The 18889-nt window shown below is 73.0% G+C and carries 18 protein-coding genes; 10 read left to right on the top strand and 8 right to left on the bottom strand.

Annotated elements, in window-relative coordinates; translation table 11 throughout:
• Positions 1 to 89: 89 nt before the first annotated feature.
• Positions 90 to 236, bottom strand: coding sequence for a hypothetical protein (locus BLW76_RS48280; RefSeq protein WP_167384432.1), 147 nt, complete (start codon positions 234 to 236; stop codon positions 90 to 92).
• An 898-nt stretch (positions 237 to 1134) separates the two neighbouring features.
• Complete coding sequence (locus tag BLW76_RS01930; RefSeq protein WP_091304134.1) at positions 1135 to 2841, bottom strand: TIGR03086 family metal-binding protein; 1707 nt, start codon at positions 2839 to 2841, stop codon at positions 1135 to 1137.
• Between the two features lie 87 nt (positions 2842 to 2928).
• Here BLW76_RS01930 and BLW76_RS01925 point away from each other — a divergent pair, with 87 nt between their 5' ends.
• Positions 2929 to 3561, top strand: coding sequence for a TetR/AcrR family transcriptional regulator (locus BLW76_RS01925; protein WP_091304133.1), 633 nt, complete (start codon positions 2929 to 2931; stop codon positions 3559 to 3561).
• A 179-nt stretch (positions 3562 to 3740) separates the two neighbouring features.
• Complete coding sequence (locus BLW76_RS01920) at positions 3741 to 4568, top strand: DUF11 domain-containing protein (protein WP_091304132.1); 828 nt, start codon at positions 3741 to 3743, stop codon at positions 4566 to 4568.
• 55 nt (positions 4569 to 4623) lie between these two features.
• Here BLW76_RS01920 and BLW76_RS01915 read toward each other — a convergent pair whose 3' ends face one another.
• Entirely contained in the window at positions 4624 to 5376 is a 753-nt protein-coding gene (locus BLW76_RS01915) for a trypsin-like serine peptidase (protein WP_091304131.1), read from the bottom strand.
• A gap of 157 nt (positions 5377 to 5533) precedes the next feature.
• On the opposite strand from BLW76_RS01915, the gene BLW76_RS01910 reads away from it, so the two are divergent.
• Positions 5534 to 6370: an alpha/beta fold hydrolase gene (locus tag BLW76_RS01910; RefSeq protein ID WP_091304130.1), complete on the top strand. Its 837-nt coding sequence runs from the start codon at positions 5534 to 5536 to the stop codon at positions 6368 to 6370.
• On the opposite strand, the gene BLW76_RS01905 is transcribed toward BLW76_RS01910, so the two are convergent.
• Complete coding sequence (locus BLW76_RS01905) at positions 6309 to 9089, bottom strand: ATP-binding protein (protein WP_091304129.1); 2781 nt, start codon at positions 9087 to 9089, stop codon at positions 6309 to 6311. The genes BLW76_RS01910 and BLW76_RS01905 overlap by 62 nt on opposite strands.
• A 121-nt stretch (positions 9090 to 9210) precedes the next feature.
• Here BLW76_RS01905 and BLW76_RS01900 point away from each other — a divergent pair, with 121 nt between their 5' ends.
• Positions 9211 to 9768, top strand: coding sequence for a hypothetical protein (locus BLW76_RS01900; protein WP_091304128.1), 558 nt, complete (start codon positions 9211 to 9213; stop codon positions 9766 to 9768).
• Positions 9765 to 10268 carry a YceI family protein gene (locus BLW76_RS01895; protein ID WP_091304127.1) on the top strand — a complete coding sequence of 168 codons (504 nt, stop codon included), beginning with the start codon at positions 9765 to 9767 and terminating at the stop codon, positions 10266 to 10268. Before BLW76_RS01900 ends, BLW76_RS01895 begins: the two co-directional genes overlap by 4 nt.
• Here BLW76_RS01895 and BLW76_RS01890 read toward each other — a convergent pair.
• On the bottom strand, positions 10261 to 10908 hold the full coding sequence (locus tag BLW76_RS01890) for a rhomboid family intramembrane serine protease (protein ID WP_091304126.1): 648 nt from the start codon (positions 10906 to 10908) through the stop codon (positions 10261 to 10263). The genes BLW76_RS01895 and BLW76_RS01890 overlap by 8 nt on opposite strands.
• 97 nt (positions 10909 to 11005) lie before the next feature.
• On the opposite strand from BLW76_RS01890, the gene folP reads away from it, so the two are divergent.
• Complete coding sequence (gene folP, locus BLW76_RS01885; RefSeq protein ID WP_091304125.1) at positions 11006 to 11905, top strand: dihydropteroate synthase; 900 nt, start codon at positions 11006 to 11008, stop codon at positions 11903 to 11905.
• A 392-nt stretch (positions 11906 to 12297) separates the two neighbouring features.
• Here folP and BLW76_RS01880 read toward each other — a convergent pair whose 3' ends face one another.
• On the bottom strand, positions 12298 to 13257 hold the full coding sequence (locus BLW76_RS01880) for a methyltransferase (protein WP_341866462.1): 960 nt from the start codon (positions 13255 to 13257) through the stop codon (positions 12298 to 12300).
• A 286-nt stretch (positions 13258 to 13543) separates the two neighbouring features.
• Here BLW76_RS01880 and BLW76_RS01875 point away from each other — a divergent pair, with 286 nt between their 5' ends.
• Genes BLW76_RS01875 through BLW76_RS01865 form a run of 3 tightly spaced genes read left to right on the top strand, consistent with a single transcriptional unit; the run spans position 13544 to position 16409 of the window.
• Complete coding sequence (locus BLW76_RS01875; protein WP_091304124.1) at positions 13544 to 14662, top strand: hypothetical protein; 1119 nt, start codon at positions 13544 to 13546, stop codon at positions 14660 to 14662.
• A complete protein-coding gene (locus BLW76_RS01870; RefSeq protein WP_091304123.1) occupies positions 14659 to 15570 on the top strand; it encodes an ABC transporter ATP-binding protein in 912 nt (303 codons plus the stop codon). Before BLW76_RS01875 ends, BLW76_RS01870 begins: the two co-directional genes overlap by 4 nt.
• Positions 15567 to 16409, top strand: a complete 843-nt coding sequence (locus BLW76_RS01865; protein ID WP_091304122.1) for an ABC transporter permease — start codon at positions 15567 to 15569, stop codon at positions 16407 to 16409. Before BLW76_RS01870 ends, BLW76_RS01865 begins: the two co-directional genes overlap by 4 nt.
• On the opposite strand, the gene BLW76_RS01860 is transcribed toward BLW76_RS01865, so the two are convergent.
• Positions 16399 to 17205 carry a lipase family alpha/beta hydrolase gene (locus tag BLW76_RS01860; protein ID WP_244170016.1) on the bottom strand — a complete coding sequence of 269 codons (807 nt, stop codon included), beginning with the start codon at positions 17203 to 17205 and terminating at the stop codon, positions 16399 to 16401. The genes BLW76_RS01865 and BLW76_RS01860 overlap by 11 nt on opposite strands.
• 309 nt (positions 17206 to 17514) lie before the next feature.
• Here BLW76_RS01860 and BLW76_RS01855 point away from each other — a divergent pair, with 309 nt between their 5' ends.
• On the top strand, positions 17515 to 17688 hold the full coding sequence (locus tag BLW76_RS01855) for a hypothetical protein (protein ID WP_091304121.1): 174 nt from the start codon (positions 17515 to 17517) through the stop codon (positions 17686 to 17688).
• Here the strand turns inward: BLW76_RS01855 and BLW76_RS01850 are convergent.
• Positions 17685 to 18869 carry a glycoside hydrolase family 64 protein gene (locus BLW76_RS01850; RefSeq protein ID WP_091304120.1) on the bottom strand — a complete coding sequence of 395 codons (1185 nt, stop codon included), beginning with the start codon at positions 18867 to 18869 and terminating at the stop codon, positions 17685 to 17687. The two genes, BLW76_RS01855 and BLW76_RS01850, sit on opposite strands and share 4 nt — an antisense overlap.
• Positions 18870 to 18889: the final 20 nt, after the last annotated feature.

Here is an 18889-nt window from a genome sequence, read left to right as displayed (position 1 = left end):
GGGCGGGTGATCGGTGGCCGTGTGCCGGGACTCGCGGCAGGGACGGTGCGGCGGCTCCGGGGGGCTTCGCGTCTCTGTTCCGGACTCGATCAGTTCTTCCGGCGGAATCGCCACAGGGCGGCCTGCCGGTAGTACTGGGTCGACTCGGGCAGGCAAGCCAGCACGGCGCCCGCGGCGAGCAGGCCCGTGCCGATCAGGACGTAGGACGCCGCTCGGCTGGTTGCCTCATCGGCCACGTGCACGACGGCGGGGCGGTCGGGTGTCGGAGGGGTGCGGGGTTGCTATGCGGGAGCCGGGGGCGTGGCGTGGTCGGGTGGGGCGGGGGTGGTCGGGTGTCGGGTTGTTGTGCGGGAGCTGGAAGCCGGGCGCTGAAGTCGGGGCAAGGGGCCGGGCCGGGGCGGGGCAGGGGGCAGGGCTGGGGCAGCGAAGTCGGATGGATCCGGCGGGTGCCGAGTGCCGTGTGGGGTCGGGAGCTGGGCGCCGGGGGTCGGGAGTCGGGTGCAGCAAGGCTCGGCGGGACTGGAGTGGGCCGCCGGAGGTGGGCGGGAGCCGGGTGGTGGGCCGGGACGGATGGGCCACCCCGGGTGGTGGGCCGAGACGGATGGGTCCACCCCGGCGGGTGCGGCCGCCGGGGTGGTGCGGGGTGCCGAGGTACTGGGGGTTGCCGAGGGGGTGCTGAACTGCTGGGGGCCGAGGTGTTGGGGGTTGCGGAGGGGTGCTGAGGTGCTGAGGCGCTGGGGGTGCCGACGGGTGCTGAGGTGCTGGGCGTGCCGACGGGTGCTGAGGTACCGAGGGGTGCTGAGGCGCTGGAGGTTGCGAGGGACGCGCGGGAGTGCCGGGGGCCGCGACGCGGCCCCCGGCACTCCCGCACTCCGCCTGGGGCGGAGGCACTCCCGCACTCCGCCTGGGGCGGAGGCACTCCCGCACTCCGCCTGGGGCGGAGGCACTCCCGCACTCCGCCTGGGGCGGAGGCACTCCCGCACTCCGCCTGGGGCGGAGGCACTTCCGGCCTCCCGCCTGGGGCGGAGGCACTTCCGGCCTCCCGCCTGGGGCGGAGGCACTTCCGGCCTCCCGCCTGGGGCGGAGGCACTTCCGGCCTCCCGCCTGGGGCGGAGGCACTTCCGCCTCCTCGCTTCAGGCGGTCCACAGTGGATTGCGGCCCAGGTAGCGGAGCAGCGTGGCCACCGCGTCGTCCTCGGGGGTGTCCTCCAGGGCCGGGGCGTAGGCGAAGCCGCGCAGGGGCTCGGCCAGCTGGTGTGCTACCGGGAGGAGCTGGCCGGCCAGCTCGGGGGTCAGGGGGGATTGCTGGCCCGTGGCCACTGCGATGTCCCAGGCGTGGACCGCCGCGTCCAGGGCTGCCGCTCCTGCTGCCACCTCCGCCGGGAGGGCTCCCTGGGGCAACGGCGTCGGGACGGCGGGTGCGTTCGGTGCCACCGTGGCGAACGCCGCCGATGCCGCGGCCAGCGTGGGCTCCAGGAACTCCGACGGGGCGCCCGGCAGGGAACCCGAGGGGGCGAACGGGTTGAAGTCCGGGCCGCCCGTTCCGGTGATCGCCGCCGCGTAGCCGAGCTGGTCGCCTGCTGCGTGCTGGAGGACCTGGGTGACGTTCCACTCCGCGCACGGTGTCGGGGCCGTCCAGTCCGTCACTCCCGCGACGGCCGCCCGCAGGGCCTGGTGGGAGGCGGCGAGCACCGGCCAGCTCTGCTGCTGCGTCAGGCCGGCGAAGAACCCGCGGATGTCGGCCACCAGGACCTCCGTGGCCTCGTGGGCCGCGTAGTGGCCCGCCGCGTCGCGGGGGCCGCCCGAACTCGCCGTCACGTCGTAGGTGTTCCAGCTGACGATGTTCGCGTGGTCGCGCTCGGCGAAACGGCGGATCGACTGGAAGTCGCCCGCGAACATGGCCAGGGCCGTCGGGACCGTCGTCGGGCCTTCGGGCTGGGCCTTCGCGTGCTCGTTTTCGTAGTAGAAGCGGATCGACGAGCCTGCCGTGCGGGTCAGCCAGTACAGCGCCACGTTCGCCAGCACGAACTCCGGGTCGAGGTGCTCGCCGAACAGCTGGGCGTTCCACGCCAGCAGCCCCAGCGGCGAGTCCGCCAGCGCGAACGCCAGCGTGTGCGGCTGCTGGCTGTGCAGCGTGTTGAAGGAGAACATGTTCTCGTAGAACCACTGCAGGTGCGCGAGCGCGGCCTGGTCGGCTTCGCTCAGGTCCGCCATCTCGGCCGGGTCGCCGGACGGGAACGAGAACAGCTGCGTGACGTGCACCCCGACGACCTTCTCCGGCACGAGCCTGCCGATCTCCGGCGAGACCATCGATCCGCCGTCGTTGCCCACCGCGCCGTACTTCTCGTAGCCCAGCCGGCTCATCAGCTCGGTCCACGCCGCCGCCGTGCGGTGCGTGCCCCAGCCCGCCGAGCGGGTCGGGCCCGAGAAGCCGAAGCCCGGCAGGGACGGGATGACCAGGTGGAACGCCGGCTCGTCGGCCGATGCCGGCTCGGTCAGCGGGCCGATCACGTCGAGGTACTCGACGATCGAGCCGGGCCAGCCGTGGGTCAGCACCAGCGGCGTCGCGTCCGGCCGCGACGAGCGGACGTGCAGGAAGTGGATGTTCTCGCCGTCGATCTCGGTGACGAACTGCGGGTACGCGTTGAGCCGCGCCTCGAACGCCCGCCAGTCGAACTTCTCCAGCCAGTACTCGGCCAGCCCGCGGACCCGCTCGTTCGTGACGCCGTACTCGGCGGGCAGGTCGTCCGGCCACAGCGCGCCGCGCAGGCGGTTCTGCAGGTCGTCCAGGGCGGACTGGGGGATCTCGGCGCGGAACGGGCGGAGGGCGGGGACCGTCATGGTGAACTCCTCGAGAGGGTGGAACGGAATGCTTCGTTCCGAACTGTAGCAGACCGGAACGATCCGTTCCAGTGGTAATCTCGGCGCATGAGTGAGACAGCCGCCCTGCCCGGCCGCCGCGGCCAGGCCGCCCGCAACAACATCCTCATCCTCGACGCCGCCCGCCACGTCTTCCTCGGCGATCCGAAGGCGCCGATCTCGCAGGTGGCCGAGCGCGCCGGCGTCGGCATCAGCGCGCTCTACCGCCGGTACCCGAGCAAGGAGATCCTGCTCCGCCACATCTGCCACGACGGGCTCCTGCTCTACATCGGCGAAGCCGAGGTCGCCGCGGAGGAGCCGGACGGCTGGGCGGCGCTCACCGGGTTCCTCGCCCGGGTCGTCGAGCACGACGTGCACTCGCTGACCGTCCACCTCGCCGGCACGTTCACCCCCACCCCCGAGATGGGCCAGGACGCGCGCCGCGCGGGCGAGCTCACGAAGAAGCTGGTCGAGCGCGCGCACGAAACCGGGCGGCTGCGCCCGGACGCCGTCCCCGAGGACATCGGCATGATCCTCGAGTGCTGCGCCGCCATCCGCGTCGACGGCGACCCGGACCGCACGCTCGAGCTGCGCAACCGGTACCTCGCCCTGCTCATCGAGGGTTTGTCGGCGAAAGGCCCCGATTTGCCGGGCCCGCCGCCCCGCCCGGGTGAGATGAACGGCCGCTGGCGTCCCTCCTGACGGCCGTGCCGCAACGCGTCCGGATGGCGGTAACGAATTCCGGGAGTGCGACGACTGATCAGCGTCGGCTGTCCAAAAAGACCCCAATGCACCATCTGTCAGAGCGGCATTCCCCGGACCGGAACAGCGAGATGACGACTATGCAAAGAAGCTGGCGACGGACCACGATCCTGTCCTCGGTGGCCGCACTGGCCACGGCGTTCATCGCAATCGCCCCCGCCGCGCAGGCGGACACCCCCACCAGTTCCGTCGAAGTCAGTCCCACCACGGTACTTCCGGGGCAGACATTCACCGTCACGCAAACCATTCACAACGACCGCGATTTCACGGTGACTTTCGCGAAGGGCGCCATTTACGGCACGCCGACCGCGATCACCGACGTCGTCGACGTCGTTTCCTGCACCAACACGACGGCGGTCGGCTGCTTCCAGGCCGGCAGCAGTTACCGTGCCGCGTTCGGCGACCTCGAGGCCGGCGGCACGAAGACCACGGTGTGGACCCTGCGCGTCAAGGACACCGCGGCACCCGGGTCGTTCACGCTGCAGCACCAGTTCGTCGGTGACAACTACTCGTTCGAGACCTTCGACGGCCCGGTCATCACGATCGGCAACCCGGTGACCAACGCCGACATCAAGGTCGCGCTGGGCGCCACCGGGCACGGCGGGCTGAACGCGCGCATCGACTACACGCTCACGGTGACGAACAACGGCCCGTCCGCGGCGACCGGAATCCGGGTCGTGGCCACGTATCCGGCCGGCCTGTCGTTCGCCAGCGGCAACGGCTGCGTCCGCGTCGGCACCACCCGCACCGTGAACTGTGACGTCGCTTCGCTGGCCAGCGGCGCTTCGGCGACGCCGAAGTTCTCGGTGAACGGCGGCCTGCTCGCACTCGGTTCGTACACCACGACGGCGGCCCGGACGGCGAGCTCGCCCGCGGATCCCAACCCCGCCAACGACAGCGCGTCGAAGACGTGCTCGGCGCTCACCGGGCTCATCGTGTCCTGCTGAGCTAAAAAGTGAACCGGGCTCGTGTCCTCCCGGGACACGGGCCCGGTTTCGCGTTTCAGCCGGTGACCGACGCGTACAACCGGGCGATGTCGTCGTCGAAATACGCGCTGTAGGAAACGTCCGGGCTGTCGCCGCCGAGCTGGTAACCGCCGATGACGCCGATGACTTCGCCGCCGGTCACCCACGGCCCGCCGCTGGTTCCGTCCGGAAAACCGGGGCACGCCACGCGCAGTTGATAGGTGTCCGCCTGGGTGGTGTTCCCGTCGCAGACCACCGGGGAATCGGTCGTGTCGGGGTAGCCCGTGAGGGTGATCCGGTGCTCGAAACCGCGATTCGTGCCGAGCACGTTCGCGCCGGTGCGGCTTTCCAGCGAAGCCGGGTTTCCGGCCTGCCGGACGGTCAGGAACGCGAAATCGAGGTCCGGGTCCGCCGAGGCCGTCCAGCCGCCGGCGACGGCCACCGAGGTCACCGTCCACATCCCGAACGGCGCGACGCCGTCGTGGTAGCCCGGGGCGAAGGACATGCCGTCGCGGACGCAGTGCGCGGCGGTCAGGACGAGATCGCCGGCGCCCGAGTGCACGACGCTGGCCGAGCAGAAGTGGCTCCCGTTCGCGAACAGGGCCCCGACCGCGGAAGCGGCGGACCTGGGCGGAGCGACCGAGGTGGCCGGGGTGGTGGTGACCGGCGCCGGCGCGCCCGCGGCGTAGGCGTCGTCGGTGGTCGTGCCGGCGCCGAGGACCAGCCCGGCCCCCAGGACCAGCAACGCCGCCGCGGCCGCCAGCGCGGTGCGGGGAAACGTGATCGCCACCGGTCCAGATCACCACAGCGGCGCCACGTCCGCAGCGTGCGCGGCCCGATGCACAGCGACCTCATAGCGCAGGCACAGCGCCACACAGACTGCCCGAACGCGCGGGCTTCGGCGCGAGCCGAGGTCAGCTCGGAGCAAGGCGGCTAGCCTCGGGACCATGACGGCATCGGTCACCTCGCCCGACGGGACGGTCATCGGCTTCGAGACCCTCGGCGACGGCCCGCCGATGGTCCTCGTCCACGGCACCGGCGCGGACCACACGCGCTGGGCCGCCGTGCAGGACCGGCTGGCCCGGCGCTACCGCCTGCACGTCGTCGACCGCCGCGGCCGGGGCCTCAGCCGCGCCGAAGCGCCGGCCTACGACATCCGGCGCGAAGGCGAGGACATCGCCGCCGTCGCCGAAGCCGCGGGCGGAGACGTCTACCTCGTCGCCCACTCCTACGGCGCCTTGTGCGCGCTGGAAGCCGTCCGGCTCACGAAAGCGGTCCGCAGGCTGGTGGCGTACGAGCCGCCACGGCCGGAGCCGGGTGGGTCCGTGGTCGGCCCGGACGCGCGAAACCGCATGCGGGCCGCGGAAGACCCGGAGAAGATCCTCGAAATCTTCCTTCAGGAAGCGCTCCGGCTCCCACCGGCGGACGTCGAAGCGATGCGGGGCACGCCGGTCTGGCGCGCCCGGGTGGCCGCGGCGCCCACGATCCCGCGCGAGCTCGACGTCGTCGAGGGCGTGGTGTTCGACGAGTGGCTCGGCGAGATCGCGATCCCGGTCCGCCTGTTCGCCGGCACCGAGAGCCCGGCCTACCTCCGGCTCGCGGCCCACGCGGTCGCGGAACGGATTCCCGGCGCGGACGTCGTGCCGATGCGCGGCCAGGCCCACCAGGCCATGGACTTCGACCCGGACCAGTTCACCGAGGCGGTGTTCGCGTTCGGTCCGCTCACCGGGGGTTCCGGGTGGCGGAGCCCCCGGCCCGGGGCGGAGCCCCGGTTGACACAGTGAGGCCGCGGCGGTGCGCCCAGGCCGCCACCTCGGTCCGGTTCGCCAGCCCCAGCTTGGCCAGGACGCTCCGGACGTGGCTTTCCACCGTGCGCTCGGACAGCACGAGCCGGTGGGCGATCTGGCGGTTGCTCAGCGCGCCGGCCACCAGCGCCACGATCTCCCGTTCGCGGCCGGTCAGCGGGTCGGCCTCGGTCCGCACCCGGTCGAGCAGCGCGGTGGCCTGCCGCAGCCAGCCGGGCATGCCGAGCCGCCGGGCTTCGTCGGCCGCCTGGCGGGCCGGGGTTTCCGCGCGGGCCGGCTCCCCGGCGGCGGCCAGCGCGCCGGCCAGCCGGACGCGGTTGTGCACCACGTACGGCCGGGCGCCGAGCCGCGTGTCCCACGCGATCGCCTCCTCGAAGTGCGCCACGGCCTCCGCGTGCCGCCCGAGGAGCGCGGCCAGCCGGCCGGCCCAGCTGCTGGAGCAGTCGCTGCAGAACGTGCCCGCCCCGCCCGACCCGACCGGTGACGCACCGGCGAACCGCGAGGCCAGCCACTCCGCCGTTTCGACGTCCTCGAACGCCTCCAGCAGCGGCAGGAGGTGCGGCCCGATCCCCGGCGCCTGCCCGATGAAGTCGGGGTCGCGCAGGCGGGGACGCAGCGCGTCGTACCCGGCCCGTGCCTCGTCGAGCCGGCCCGCGATCAGCGCGCAGAGCGGCCGGGAGACGACCGTGATGGGCAGCGGCGGCGCGATCGCCAGCAGCTCGTCGTAGCCGTCGGGCAGCTCGGCCGGATCGCCGACGACTTCGGCCAGTTGCTGGGCGAAGGCGAAGGACATCCCGATCGCGGACCGGTCCTCGGCCAGCTCCGCCTCGGCGAGCTCGAGGGCCAGCCGGTTGTGGGTGCGTGCCTCGGCGAACGCGCCGCGGTAGGCCGCGACCGAGGCCCGCAGCCGCAGCTCGTGCCAGCGGACGAGCGGCAGCCGGGTGGTCGCGGCCAGCGCGGCGATCGCGGACACCTCGGTGTCGACGACGGCGACGGTGCCGACCTCGAACGCCGCGTCCACCCGCCACTTGTGCCCCCACAGCGCCACGAGCGGCCGTCCCGTGCCGCCCAGCGCCACCGCCAGCGCGCCGAGCCGCAGCCGCTCGGTCAGCGGCAGCTCGAACGGGCGGATCTTCATCCGGGCGCGGACGGCGTCGAGCAGCGCCTCCTGGTCGCCGGACCGCTCGGCCAGCGCCAGTGCTTCGTCGGCGGTCGCGACGGCTTCGGTCGCCCGCCCGTAGTCGGCGGTCACCGCGGCCGACTGCGAGAGGAGCTTCGCGCGCACGGCCGGGTCCGCGGCCGGCCCGGTCGCGGCCAGCGCGGACGCCGTGAGCTCGGCCATCGCGGGCAGCAGGTCGGGTGCCGAGGTGTCCCGGACGACGAGCGCCGCGGCGGCGACGAGCGCCGGGTCGGACGTCAGCTCCACGGCCTCGCGCGCGTGCCCGAGGCTGCGCGCGAACCGGCCCGCCCGGTACTCCGCGGTTGCGAGGTCGACGAGCAGCGCGGCGAGCCCGTCGCGGGTGCCGGCCCGGCGGCGGCAGCCGAGCGCGAGGTCCAGGAAGCGCGCGGCTTCGGTGAAGGCGAGCGAGCGGGTGGCGTCCTGCGCCGCCGCTTCGGCCCAGTCCGCGGCCCTGGCGAGGGCGTCCGGGGTCGCCGCCGACCGCAGCCAGTGCCCGGCCACCACGCCCGGCTCGGCCCGGTGCTCCAGCGCGGCCGCCGCCCGTGCGTGCAGTTCCTCGCGGACGCCCTGGTCGAGGTCGGCGTAGATCCCGTCGCGGACGACGGCGTGGGCGAACCGCCGCGAGCCGGCGACGGCGGGCCGCAGGACCCCGGCCCGCACCGCGCGGTCGAGCGCCGCGACGACGTCGTCGGCCGGCTGCGCGGCCACTTCGGCGACGACGTGCGCGTCGACTTCCTCGCCGAGGACCGACGCGATCGCCAGCAGCTCCCGCGTCCCGGCCTCCAGCCCGGCGACGGTGGTGCGGACGAGGTGCCGAAGCTCTGCCTCGCCGCCGCCGGTCGCCGAGGACCGGGCCACCGCCTTGAGGTAGAGCGGGTTCCCGCCCGAGCGCCGCAGCGCGTCGACGGCGTCGACCCCCGATCGGCCGGCTTCGGCGAGGTAGGCGCGGACGTCGGGCTCGGTCAGCGGCTCCAGGCGGAGGCTTTCGGTGCCCGGCCTGCCCAGCAGGTCGCCCACGGCGTCGGGGTACGGTCCGGTGTCCCGGTAGGTCGCGACCACGGCGAGCCGCGACCGGCGGATCTCCCCGGCCAGGTGCCCCAGCAGCCGCAGGGACGCCTCGTCGGCCCAGTGGACGTCCTCGAGGACCACGACGAGCCCGGCCGGCTCGGCGGCCGCGACGAGGGCGTCCGCGGCCGTCGCCACGAACCGGAACCGCGCGGCCACGAGGTCGGCGGCGTCGTCGAGGTCGGCGAGGGCCTGGTCGATCTCGGCGCCCACCGCGGGCAGCGCCCGCAGCACCCGCCGCCACGGCCACAGCGGCGGGGCACCCGGGTTGTCGACGCACCGGCCCCAGACGGCGGCCGGCCCGGTGACCGTCTCGACCAGGCGGGTCTTGCCGATCCCCGCCGGGCCGCCGACGAGCACCAGCGCGCCGGTGCCGCCGTCCGCCGCCGCGAGCCACCCGCGCAGGTCGGCCGCGGCACCGGCCCGCCCGACGAACGGTTCGCTGCGCGTCACCCGAGCAGTATCCCCTCCGTGTCCGGTTTCCGCGTCGCCCTCCGTACTGGCACTGATGTCCGGGCCGCGGCCGGCGGCGAGAGTGGTTCCCAACGCACTGACCAGCGAAAAGGAGCACCCGATGTACGCCACCATCCACCAGTTCCGGAGTCCGCTGGGGGCCTGCGACCTCGGCGACGGCGCCCTCGGTGCCGCGACGCTCACCCAGCTCGGCGGCCCGGCCGGCGCCGTCGTCACCTTCTGGCCCGACGCCGCGTCCGCCGACGCGGCCGCGGCCCGGCGGCCGGCCGGGACCACCTGGCTCGACACCGGCAGCTACCGGGTCACCGACGCGCACTGGGCGTCGGACGCGGCCACCTACGCCCAGCTCACCTGGTTCGACGGGCCGCGCGGCGCCGAGCAGTCGGCCGCCGAGCTGCGGGCGGGCCGCGAGCGCATCTGGCCCGCCGTGCGGGACGTCGAGGGCGTCGGCGCGAGCTACACGCTCATCGCCGAAGACCGGTCACTGGCCGTCGTGGGGTTCGGCGCGTCGACGGCGACGATCGAAGCCGTCCAGGAGGCGATCATGGCCACCGAGCTGCTGGCCGGCGAGGACCCCGCGCTGCTGCCCGGCCCGGACCGGGTCGACCTGCACCGCGTGCTCCACGCGGCCCTGCCGGCCCCGGCGGGTGCGCGATGAGCCCGCACACCGCGCCCGCGCTGCGCGCCGGCACCTGGACCGTCCGCAGTGGACGGACGACGGCGGCCTTCGAGGTCCGCAACTTCGGCGTCAACCGGGTGCACGGCACGATCCCGGTCCGCACCGGCACGGTCCAGGTGCGCGACGGCGTGGTGACCGCCGTCCGCGCGGAGCTGGACCTCGGCGCGCTCGACACGCGGAACGAGCGGCGCGACGTCGACCTGCGCAAGCCGAACCTGCTGGACAGCGCGGCCCACCCGGACCTGACGTTCGTGTCCGGGAGCGTCCGGCGGCAGGACAACGGCTGGGAGGTGACCGGCGAGCTGCGGCTGCGCGGGACGTCGTGCCCGCTGACACTGACCGTCGAGCCGGTCACCGGCACCCGGGTGCGGGCGACCGGAACGCTGGACCGGGCGCCGCTCGGCATGCGGGTGCCGCGCGCGGTGATCGGCCGGTACGTCCGGATCGACGTCGAGGCGGAGTTCGAGCCGCCTAGCTGAGGTTCCTGGGCAGCAGGGTGGTCGCCGGGTCGGGGGCGGCGACCGCCTTGGGCCGCCGGTCGCGGAACAGCCAGCCGCCGATGATGCCGCCGACGAAGCCGAACAGGTGGCCCTGCCAGCTGACGCCTTCCTCGGACGGCAGCAGCGACGTGAACGTGTAGGCGAAGCACAGCGCCATCACCAGCCCGATCACGATGTCGATCAGGTGCCGGTCGAAGAGGCCGCGCACGATGATGTACCCGAAGTAGCCGAAGACCAGGCCGCTGGCACCGACGGTGACCGAGTGCGACGGCGAAATGAACCACACGCCGAGCCCGCTGGCGACGATGATCAGCAGGCTCACGCCGAGCCACTTCTTCACCCCGCGGTAGGCGGCGAGGAAGCCGAAGATGAACAGCGGTCCCGAGTTGCCTTCGATGTGGCCCCAGCTGAAGTGCAGGAACGGGGAGCTGAGGATTTCCGGCAGCGACGTCGGGTCGCGCGCTTCGATGCCGTACTCGCGGCTGAGGTCGTAGCCGGTCGGGGCGTTGACGAGCTGCACCAGCCACAGCACGGCCAGCAGGCCGACCATGACCCACAGGGCCTTCTTGGCCTCGGCGATCATCGCCTCGGCGTCGCTGCGGGCCGGTTCCTCGCTCATTTCGTCCCCCCTGATCGGTTTGCGCGCCCGAGGATAACCGGCGCGGACCCCGGACGCGGCGTTTCGGACCCAGCCGTGACCTGGCAGGGTTGGTGCCATGACGTCACACCGGCCGGAGATGGTCTTCCGGGGCCGTCGCATGCCCGGCGACCGCGCCCTGGTCATGGCCATCGTCAACCGCACCCCCGACTCGTTCTACGACAAGGGCGCGACCTTCGCCGACACCGCGGCGCTCGAGGCGGTGGACCGCGCGGTCGCCGCGGGCGCCGACATCGTCGACATCGGCGGGGTGAAGGCGGGCGAAGGCCCCGAAGTCGACGTCGACGAGGAGAGCCGCCGGGTGGTGCCGTTCGTGGCCGAGGTGCGTCACCGCCACCCGGACCTGGTGATCAGCGTCGACACGTGGCGCCACGAGGTCGGCCGCCAGGTCTGCGAAGCGGGCGCGGATCTGTTGAACGACACGTGGGCGGGCGCCGACCCGAAGCTGGTGGAGGTGGCCGCGGAGTTCGGCGCGGGCTACGTGTGTTCCCACGTAGGCGGCATGCCGGTCCGCACGGACCCGTACCCGGCCCCCACCCCCGAGCGCCCGTTCTGGCCACGCTACGACGACGTGGTGGCAGAGGTGACAGCGGAGCTGACGGAGGCGGCGTCACGCACGGTGGCGGCCGGGGTACCGCGCGGCGGGATACTGGTGGACCCGACGTTCGACTTCGGCAAGAGCACCCGCCACGGCCTGGAGCTCCTCAGGCACTTCGACCGGCTGACGGAGACCGGCTGGCCGGTACTGGTGGCCCTGTCGAACAAGGACCTGATCGGCGAAACACTGGACGTGGAGCCCCAAGACCGCCTGGCGGGAACCCTGGCAGCCACGGCAATCGCGGCAAAAGCGGGAGCAGCAGTATTCAGAGCACACAACGTAAGGGAGACAAGGGAAGCGGTGGAGGCGGTAGCGGCACTGGACCAAAAGAAGGAGCAGGGTGGTCATCCCGTCGCCTGAGGCCGTGAAATGGCCTCGTTCAGGCGACGGGATGACCACCTAGCGGCCCACCTCGCCAACGTGAGGTGGCAGCGGGGCTTGGTCATCCCGGAGCCTGCCCGTCCGGCGAGGACATTCTTTTGTCTTTTGCCGGGACGTCTGCCGCGGCTGCGGGTCCGACCTCCCCCGCCCCTCCTCTCGGATTGTCAGTCGCCGCCCGGGTTTGTCAAGGCGGGAAAGCGTGCCTTGACAAACCCGGTCGTCGACTTAAGTGCGGCTGGGATGAGGGGCGGGGGAGGTCTGGTGACGTCGTTGGCCGGCTTGCGTTGCCGGCCGCCGGTTTCGTTCGCTTCGGTGGTTGGCTTGCGCTGTCGGCTGCCGGTTTTGCTGGCCGGTCTGCGCCGTGGGTTTCGCTACACCCTGAGTCGCCAGAGGGTTGTCACTTCCTTTGTCCTTGCGCGATGCAGCGGGTCACTCGGGTCGAGCGCCTTCGGATGCCGTGCCGCTGCCTCCGTGCTGCCCGCCACCCGCAACCCCGCCGCCGCTATCCAGCCCAATAGCTCCTCGCGCGTGCGCAGTCCCAGGTGCTCCGCCAGGTCCGACAACACCAGCCATGCCTCTCCGTCCTGCGTCAGGTGCCTCCTCGCCCGATCCAGGAAGCCCCTCAACATTCGGCTGCCCGGGTCGTACACCGCGTGGTCCAGTGGTCCGCGGGGGCGGCCTGGGAGCCATGGTGGGTTGGCCACCAGCAGCGGGGCCCGGCCGCGGGGGAAGAGGTCCGCCTCCACCACCTGGACGCGGTCGGCGAAACCCAGCCTCGCCAGGTTCGAGACCGCGCACTCGACCGCCCGCGCCGACGTGTCCGTTGCCACCACTCGGCGAACGCCGCGATGGGCCAGGACCGCTGCGAGTACGCCCGTTCCCGTTCCGATGTCGAATGCCTGCTCCGTGCTCGGCAATGGTGCCTTCGCCACCAGGTCGACGTACTCCTGGCGGATCGGGGCGAACACGCCGTAGTGCGGGTGGATCCGTGCTCCGAGTGCCCGTATCGCGACGCCACTTCGCCGCCACTCCGCCGCTCCCAGCGCGCCGAGCAGCTCCCGCAATGGCACCGCTGCCGGGACATCCAGGGGCCCGTACACCGCGAGGCAGGCTGCCGAGACGTCCGGTGCCCGGTGCAGCGGGATCACGTGGCCGGGATCCAGGGGTACGTACAGCAGGGACAACAGGCGTGCGCGGTGGGACTGGTTCGTGCGGTGGCGGTGGTAGTCGTTCGGTGGGGGCTGGGGGATTCGGCGGTTCACCGCGGTCAGGAGGCGGCGGGCCGACGGGTAGTCGCCGTGCCAGAGCAGGGCGGTGCCCTCTTGCATCATGGCCAGGGCTGCGTCGGCGGAGAGGCTGTCGTCCGCCGCGGTTGCGAGGCGGGACGGTGGGGTGAAGAGCCGGCGAGGGGGTTCGCCGGGCATGACGAGGTGAGCCACTGGATGGGGTTTCCGTTCTTGCTGCGGGCACGTCGAAGAACCCGCGAGAGGTGCGGGGTGTGCGAAGGACCGGAGCGGGAACTAGCTCAGGACGGCAGCATGAACGGGATTCGTCACCCTTCGACTCTAGCTGGGGACCCGGGGCCATGGCGTACAAAGGACGAAGAGGTGATGCCTGATGGTGTTGCGGCACGGGAAGGGGCGCCGGTGGGCGGTCGTCGCCGCCGTGGCCGGGGTGCTTGTCTCCGCTCCTTCGGTTGTCGCCGCCGTTGCTCCGGGTGGTGCGGCCGTCGATCCGGAGCGGCTGCGGGCCCTCGTGCTGGACTCCGCCGGGAAGCCGTACCAGGGGTACGCCGAGAGTGCCGGGTCGCTCGCCCTGCCCGAACTGCCGAACCTCGCCGCCGTCACCGCGCTCTTCTCGATGCGGACGCCGATGCGTGCCTGGTACGCCGGGCCCGACCGGTACCGCGTCGACATCCTCGGCACCGCCGGTGAGCACGACGTCTACCGGCTGCCCGATGGCGAATACACCTGGGACTACGGCGACAACACGCTGACCTCGCTGATCGGCGAGCCGGGTGTCCGGCTGCCGCGGGCCGGTGACCTGCTGCCGCCCGAGCTCGCGCGGCGGATCCTGCGTGCCGCGCAGGGCGATCCGGTGAGCTCGCTGCCGGGGCGGAACGTCGCCGGGGTCGCCGCGTCCGGGCTGCGGCTCGTCCCCGCCGATCCGGACACGACCGTCGGGCGCGTCGACGTCTGGGCGGACGCCGGCACCGGGGTCGCGGTACGGGTCGAGGTGACCGCGCGGGGACAGGAGGCGCCGATCCTCGTCACCGAGTTCCGGCAGCTCGAGCAGACGATGCCGGTCGTCGAGGCGCCGCGACCGGTGCTCGGGTCCGGGTTCACCGTGGCGAGTGCCCCGGACGTCACCGACACGCTCGGCGCGTTCAGCCAGGTCACGCTGCCCTCGCAGCTCGGCGGGCGGCCCGTGCTGTCGTCGAACTTCGGGGGCGTGCAGGGCGCCGCGCTCTACGGCCGCGGGCTGGCCGCCTTCGCCGTCATCGCCGTGCCGCGGACCGTGGCCAACGCGGCGGGCGAGGCGGCCGGGAAGGCCGGTGCCGTGCAGGTCAAGCTGGCCGCGGGGAGCGTCGTGCAGCTGTCGATCACGCCGTTGTCACTGGCCATCGTGCGGTCGTCGGTGTCCCGGCGCTCCTACCTGCTGGCCGGGACGGTGACCCCGGAGGTGCTGAAGTCCGTGGCCGACGAGCTGTCCCGGCTGCGCCGGAGCGGCCCGTGATCGTCACGCACGCGTTGACCAAGCGCTACGGCCGCACGGTGGCCGTCGACGGGGTCGGCCTCGAGGTCCGCGAAGGTGACCGCTACGGCTTCCTCGGCCCCAACGGCTCGGGCAAGACCACCCTGGTCCGGATGCTGCTCGGCCTGGTCTACGCGACCGCCGGGGAGATCGAGGTGCTCGGCAAACCGGTGCCGAAGCGGGTCGCCGAGGTACTGCCGGAGGTCGGCGCGCTCGTCGAGGGCCCGGCCGCGTACCCGCACCTGTCCGGACGCCGGAACCTGGCGCTGCTCGACGCCGCAGGCCGCGGCGGAGGACGGCGCACCCGGCGGCGTCGCATCGACGAAGCCCTCGAACAGGTCGGGCTGGGCGGGGTCGACCAGCGGCCGGTGAAGGCGTACTCGCTCGGCATGCGGCAACGGCTCGGGCTCGCCGGCGCGCTGCTGCGGAAACCCCGGCTGCTGATCCTCGACGAGCCGACCAACGGGCTCGACCCGCAGGGCATCAAGGAGATCCGCGAGCTGCTGGTCGCGCTGAACGCGGGCGGCACCACGGTGTTCCTGTCGAGCCACCTGCTGGCCGAAGTGGAACAGCTGTGCACGCGCGTCGGCGTCGTCGACCGCGGCCGGCTCGTGCTGGAAGAGGACCTGGCCACGCTGCGGGCGGCCACCGGCCGGATCCTGGTCGGCACGCCGGACCCCGCCGAGGCGGCCGCGGTGCTCGACGGGCAGCTCGAAGCCCGCGACGGCGAGCGCCTGGTCATCCGGCACGCCGATCCGGCGGCCCTGAACGCGATGCTCGTCGAGGCAGGGGTGCGCGTGACGTCGATCCACGCCGAACAGCGGACCCTGGAACAGGTCGTCCTCGAACTGACCGGCCCGGGTTCGGACCGGTTCGGGGCGACGCGGTGATCGGCGTCGAGCTGCGGAAGCTCGTGCTGCGGCCGCGGGTGTGGTTCAGCGTGCTGCTGCTGTGCCTGCTGCCCGCGATCGTCGGCGTCTTCCTGGCGACGGCGGACTTCGCGCCGCCGCCGGGGCAGGGCGGGGCGTTCCTCTCCGCGGTGGTGAACGACGGCGCGCTGTTCCCGGCGGCCGCGCTCGCGCTGGTGCTGCCGCTGTTCCTGCCGATCGCGGTCGCCGTCACGGCGGGCGACGCGATCGCCGGCGAAGCGGCCACCGGCACCCTGCGCTACCTGCTGGTGCGGCCGGTCGGCCGGACGCGGTTGCTGGGCGCCAAGATGGTCGCGCTGGCCGTGTACGTCACCGCGGCGATCGTCATCGTCGTGTTGACGTCGCTGGTGCTCGGCGTGATCCTGTTCGGCACCGGCGGCAACCCGGGCGTCGCCGGCCCGGGCGGGCAGCCGACCGGCGTGACGTCGCTGTCGGGGCAGTCGCTCAGCTCGTCCGCGCTGGGCCTGCGGCTGCTGGGCGCGGTGAGCTACATCGTCGTGTCGATGCTCGGGTTCGCGGCGATCACCGTGTTCCTTTCGACGGTGTCCGACTCGGCGCTCGGGGCCGCGCTGGGCGGGCTGGCCGTGCTCATCACGAGCTCGGTGCTGGAGACGCTGGACGCGGCCGCGTCCGTGAAGCCCTACCTGCCGACGCACTACTGGCTGTCGTGGATCGACTTCTTCCGCGATCCGGTGCTGTGGCGCAACATCGACCACGGCCTGCTGCTGCAGGCAGGCTACATCGTCGTGTTCTTCGGGGCCGCGTGGGCGAACTTCGCGACGAAGGACGTCACGAGCTGAGGCATTCGGCGGGTGCCTCGAGCGGCGTGGTGCCGAGGGCCTGCAGGACGATCTCGGTGACGGCGGGATCGGTGGGCAGGTCGCCGTGGCCTGCCGCGTTGCCGGGGCAGACCTCCTGCAGCGAGACGTTGACGGCGCCGTCGAGCCGGGCGGTGTCGGGCGGGGTCACGGTCTCGTCGTTCTCCGTCCAGAGCGACAGCCACGGCAGGCCCGGCGGCAGCGGCTGCTTGGCCAGCTCCTGCAGGAGGCTGCTGCCCGGCGCGAGCTGCACGCAGGCGGCGGGACAGCCGCCCGGGACGAGCGCGCCACCCGCCGTGGCCAGGCCGGTGCCGTGCATCGGCGCGCCGAGCGTCACGACCCGGCGGGCCTGGTGCGCGCCGCCTTCCCGGCCGACCCACAGCCGCGCGACGACACCGCCGGCGGAGTACCCGACGACGTCGACCGAAGGCGCGCCCTGTTCGTAGGCCTTCTCGACGGCTTCGGCGAGGACGGCGGCCTGTTCGACGAGGTCACCGGTGCCGTCGCCGGCCAGCGTGAGGACTTCGGCCGGGCGGCCGGTGGCCTGCCGGATCCGCTCGGCGAGGGTTTCGAGCGCGCCCCGGCCGCCTCCGTAGCCGGGGACGAGCAGGACGGGACCGGGCTTGTCCTGGTCCGGCGTCCCGGCCTGGGGCGCGGCCTTGGCCCCGGAGCCGGCGATCAAGGCGATGACGACCACCGCCACCACGCCGACGGCGACACTGCTCAGCATCAACCGCCGCCGCGGGCTGAGCCCGCCCCACCAAGCCGTGATCCGCACAGCTCCATCATGACCCGGCTCCTGCTCGGCCGCCGTGACGGAAGCCGGAACTCGCGTGACGGAAGCCGGAACTCGCGTGACGGAAGCCGGAACTCGCGTGACTGAAGCCGGAACTCGCGTGACTGAAGCCGGAACGGCCCGGATCACGCGAGTTACGGCTCGGATCACGCGGGTTACGGGTTCAGCCGCGGCCTTCGACCTCACCCCGCTCGGCCGATCCGGTGAGCCTGCGGGACCACCTGAACCGCCTCCGCCACGGCCGCCGTGTGCCCGGTGGGAGTGGTGGAGACGGATCGGGGTGAGCCGGTCATGCGTGGACGGATCTTGCTCGTCGTACCGGTGCTGGTGGTGGAACTGGTCGCGTGCGGACAGCCGGTGGAGGAGGTGAGAGGCCGCGCGCGGCCGGTGCCGGCGAGCACCGGCGCGCCCCGGTGCGCACTGCTCGGGGACACGCCGGTGGCGCCGGTCGTCGTGCGGCTCTAGTTGAACGGGTCCAGCGTCAGGTAGGCCGTTGCCGGGTTGCCGTCGTTGACCAGGGACTCGTGGTGGCCGACGTCGTCGAACGCGAAGGCGTACGCCTTGCCGTCGGCCATCTGCGCGTGGATCTTGCGCGCGTAGTGGTTGGTGACGGCGTCCTGGTAGAAGCCCGCCGAGCTCGTGTCCGGCTGGTTGGCGTTGGTCAGCAGCGTCGAGCGGTTGAAGCCCGCGCAGAGCGTGCGCGAGATCTGGCCGCGGATGTCGTTCGGCGCGTCGAGGTTCTTGTAGCAGCCGAAGACGCTGTCGGAGTCCGGCTTCTGGAACGCCGTCACGAACCCGCCGGAGGTGTTCGTGAAGTTCATGGTGTTGCCCGAAACCCGGCCGTAGTACTTGACGTTCGGCTGGTCGGCCACCGGTGTCACGGTCAGCGTCGACGAGCTGTACTTCGTCCAGACGCGGTTGATGTAGTCCTGCAGCACGGTCGCGGGCAGCGCGCCCGCTTCGATGCCGTGGCTCGGGGCCAGTGCCCGCAGGACCGTGCCGTCGGAGCGCGTCCGGATCAGGTTGGCCCAGCCGCCCGGCTGGCCGCGCAGCGCGGTGTAGAACCCGTTGTAGCCGCCCGGTTTCAGGTGCCCGGTGCTGCGCGTGGTGCCGCCGACGGGCTGCACGCCGACCGCGTACGGCGCGGAGAACATGTCCACCTGGGTGCTGTTGATCCAGAGGCCGCCGTCGTTGAGCGTGTACTCCGACCAGTTGAAGAGGGTGTTGACGTTGGGGTCCGACGGGTTCTGGACCGCCGGCTGCACCAGGCCGCCGGTGGCGAGCTTGAAGACGAGCTTCTGCCCGTAGGAGAAGTAGATCCGGCCGGAGAACTTCGGGATCCGGATGGTGATCGACTGGCCGTTGGCCGGGCCGGGGATCGACGCGTCGGGCGCCGGGGCAGGCGGGTTCGCGCCGCCGGGCCAGGCGTGGAACCCGCCGTTCGCGTCGGCCCAGCCCTGCTGCCCGGTGGCCAGGTTCGTGCCGAGGTCGTAGATGTAGACCGGGTCGCTGCGGCCGGAGTTGTTGGTGATCTTCAGGGGGATCGTGGCCGGCACCGCTTCGGCGGCGGGGGCGGTCGCGGTGACCACCGCGACCGCCGCGGCCAGTACCGCAAGCCGTTTCCGGACGGACGTCTTCGTGCGCACGGGCGCCTCCTCGTCGAGGC

The organism is Amycolatopsis tolypomycina (genome assembly GCF_900105945.1).
Lineage (GTDB): Bacteria > Actinomycetota > Actinomycetes > Mycobacteriales > Pseudonocardiaceae > Amycolatopsis > Amycolatopsis tolypomycina.
Note: the sequence above shows the minus strand (reverse complement) of the source record. Positions and strands in the feature narration are given on the sequence as shown.

What these genes read in the sequence shown, in the direction of transcription:
- BLW76_RS01930 (WP_091304134.1), bottom strand. Translation starts at nt 2,841, where the DNA reads ATGACGGTCCCCGCCCTCCGCCCGTTCCGCGCCGAGATCCCCCAGTCC.
- BLW76_RS01925 (WP_091304133.1), top strand. Translation starts at nt 2,929, where the DNA reads ATGAGTGAGACAGCCGCCCTGCCCGGCCGCCGCGGCCAGGCCGCCCGC.
- BLW76_RS01910 (WP_091304130.1), top strand. Translation starts at nt 5,534, where the DNA reads ATGACGGCATCGGTCACCTCGCCCGACGGGACGGTCATCGGCTTCGAG.
- BLW76_RS01900 (WP_091304128.1), top strand. Translation starts at nt 9,211, where the DNA reads ATGTACGCCACCATCCACCAGTTCCGGAGTCCGCTGGGGGCCTGCGAC.
- BLW76_RS01895 (WP_091304127.1), top strand. Translation starts at nt 9,765, where the DNA reads ATGAGCCCGCACACCGCGCCCGCGCTGCGCGCCGGCACCTGGACCGTC.
- BLW76_RS01890 (WP_091304126.1), bottom strand. Translation starts at nt 10,908, where the DNA reads ATGAGCGAGGAACCGGCCCGCAGCGACGCCGAGGCGATGATCGCCGAG.
- folP (WP_091304125.1), top strand. Translation starts at nt 11,006, where the DNA reads ATGACGTCACACCGGCCGGAGATGGTCTTCCGGGGCCGTCGCATGCCC.
- BLW76_RS01880 (WP_341866462.1), bottom strand. Translation starts at nt 13,257, where the DNA reads ATGATGCAAGAGGGCACCGCCCTGCTCTGGCACGGCGACTACCCGTCG.
- BLW76_RS01875 (WP_091304124.1), top strand. Translation starts at nt 13,544, where the DNA reads ATGGTGTTGCGGCACGGGAAGGGGCGCCGGTGGGCGGTCGTCGCCGCC.
- BLW76_RS01855 (WP_091304121.1), top strand. Translation starts at nt 17,515, where the DNA reads ATGCGTGGACGGATCTTGCTCGTCGTACCGGTGCTGGTGGTGGAACTG.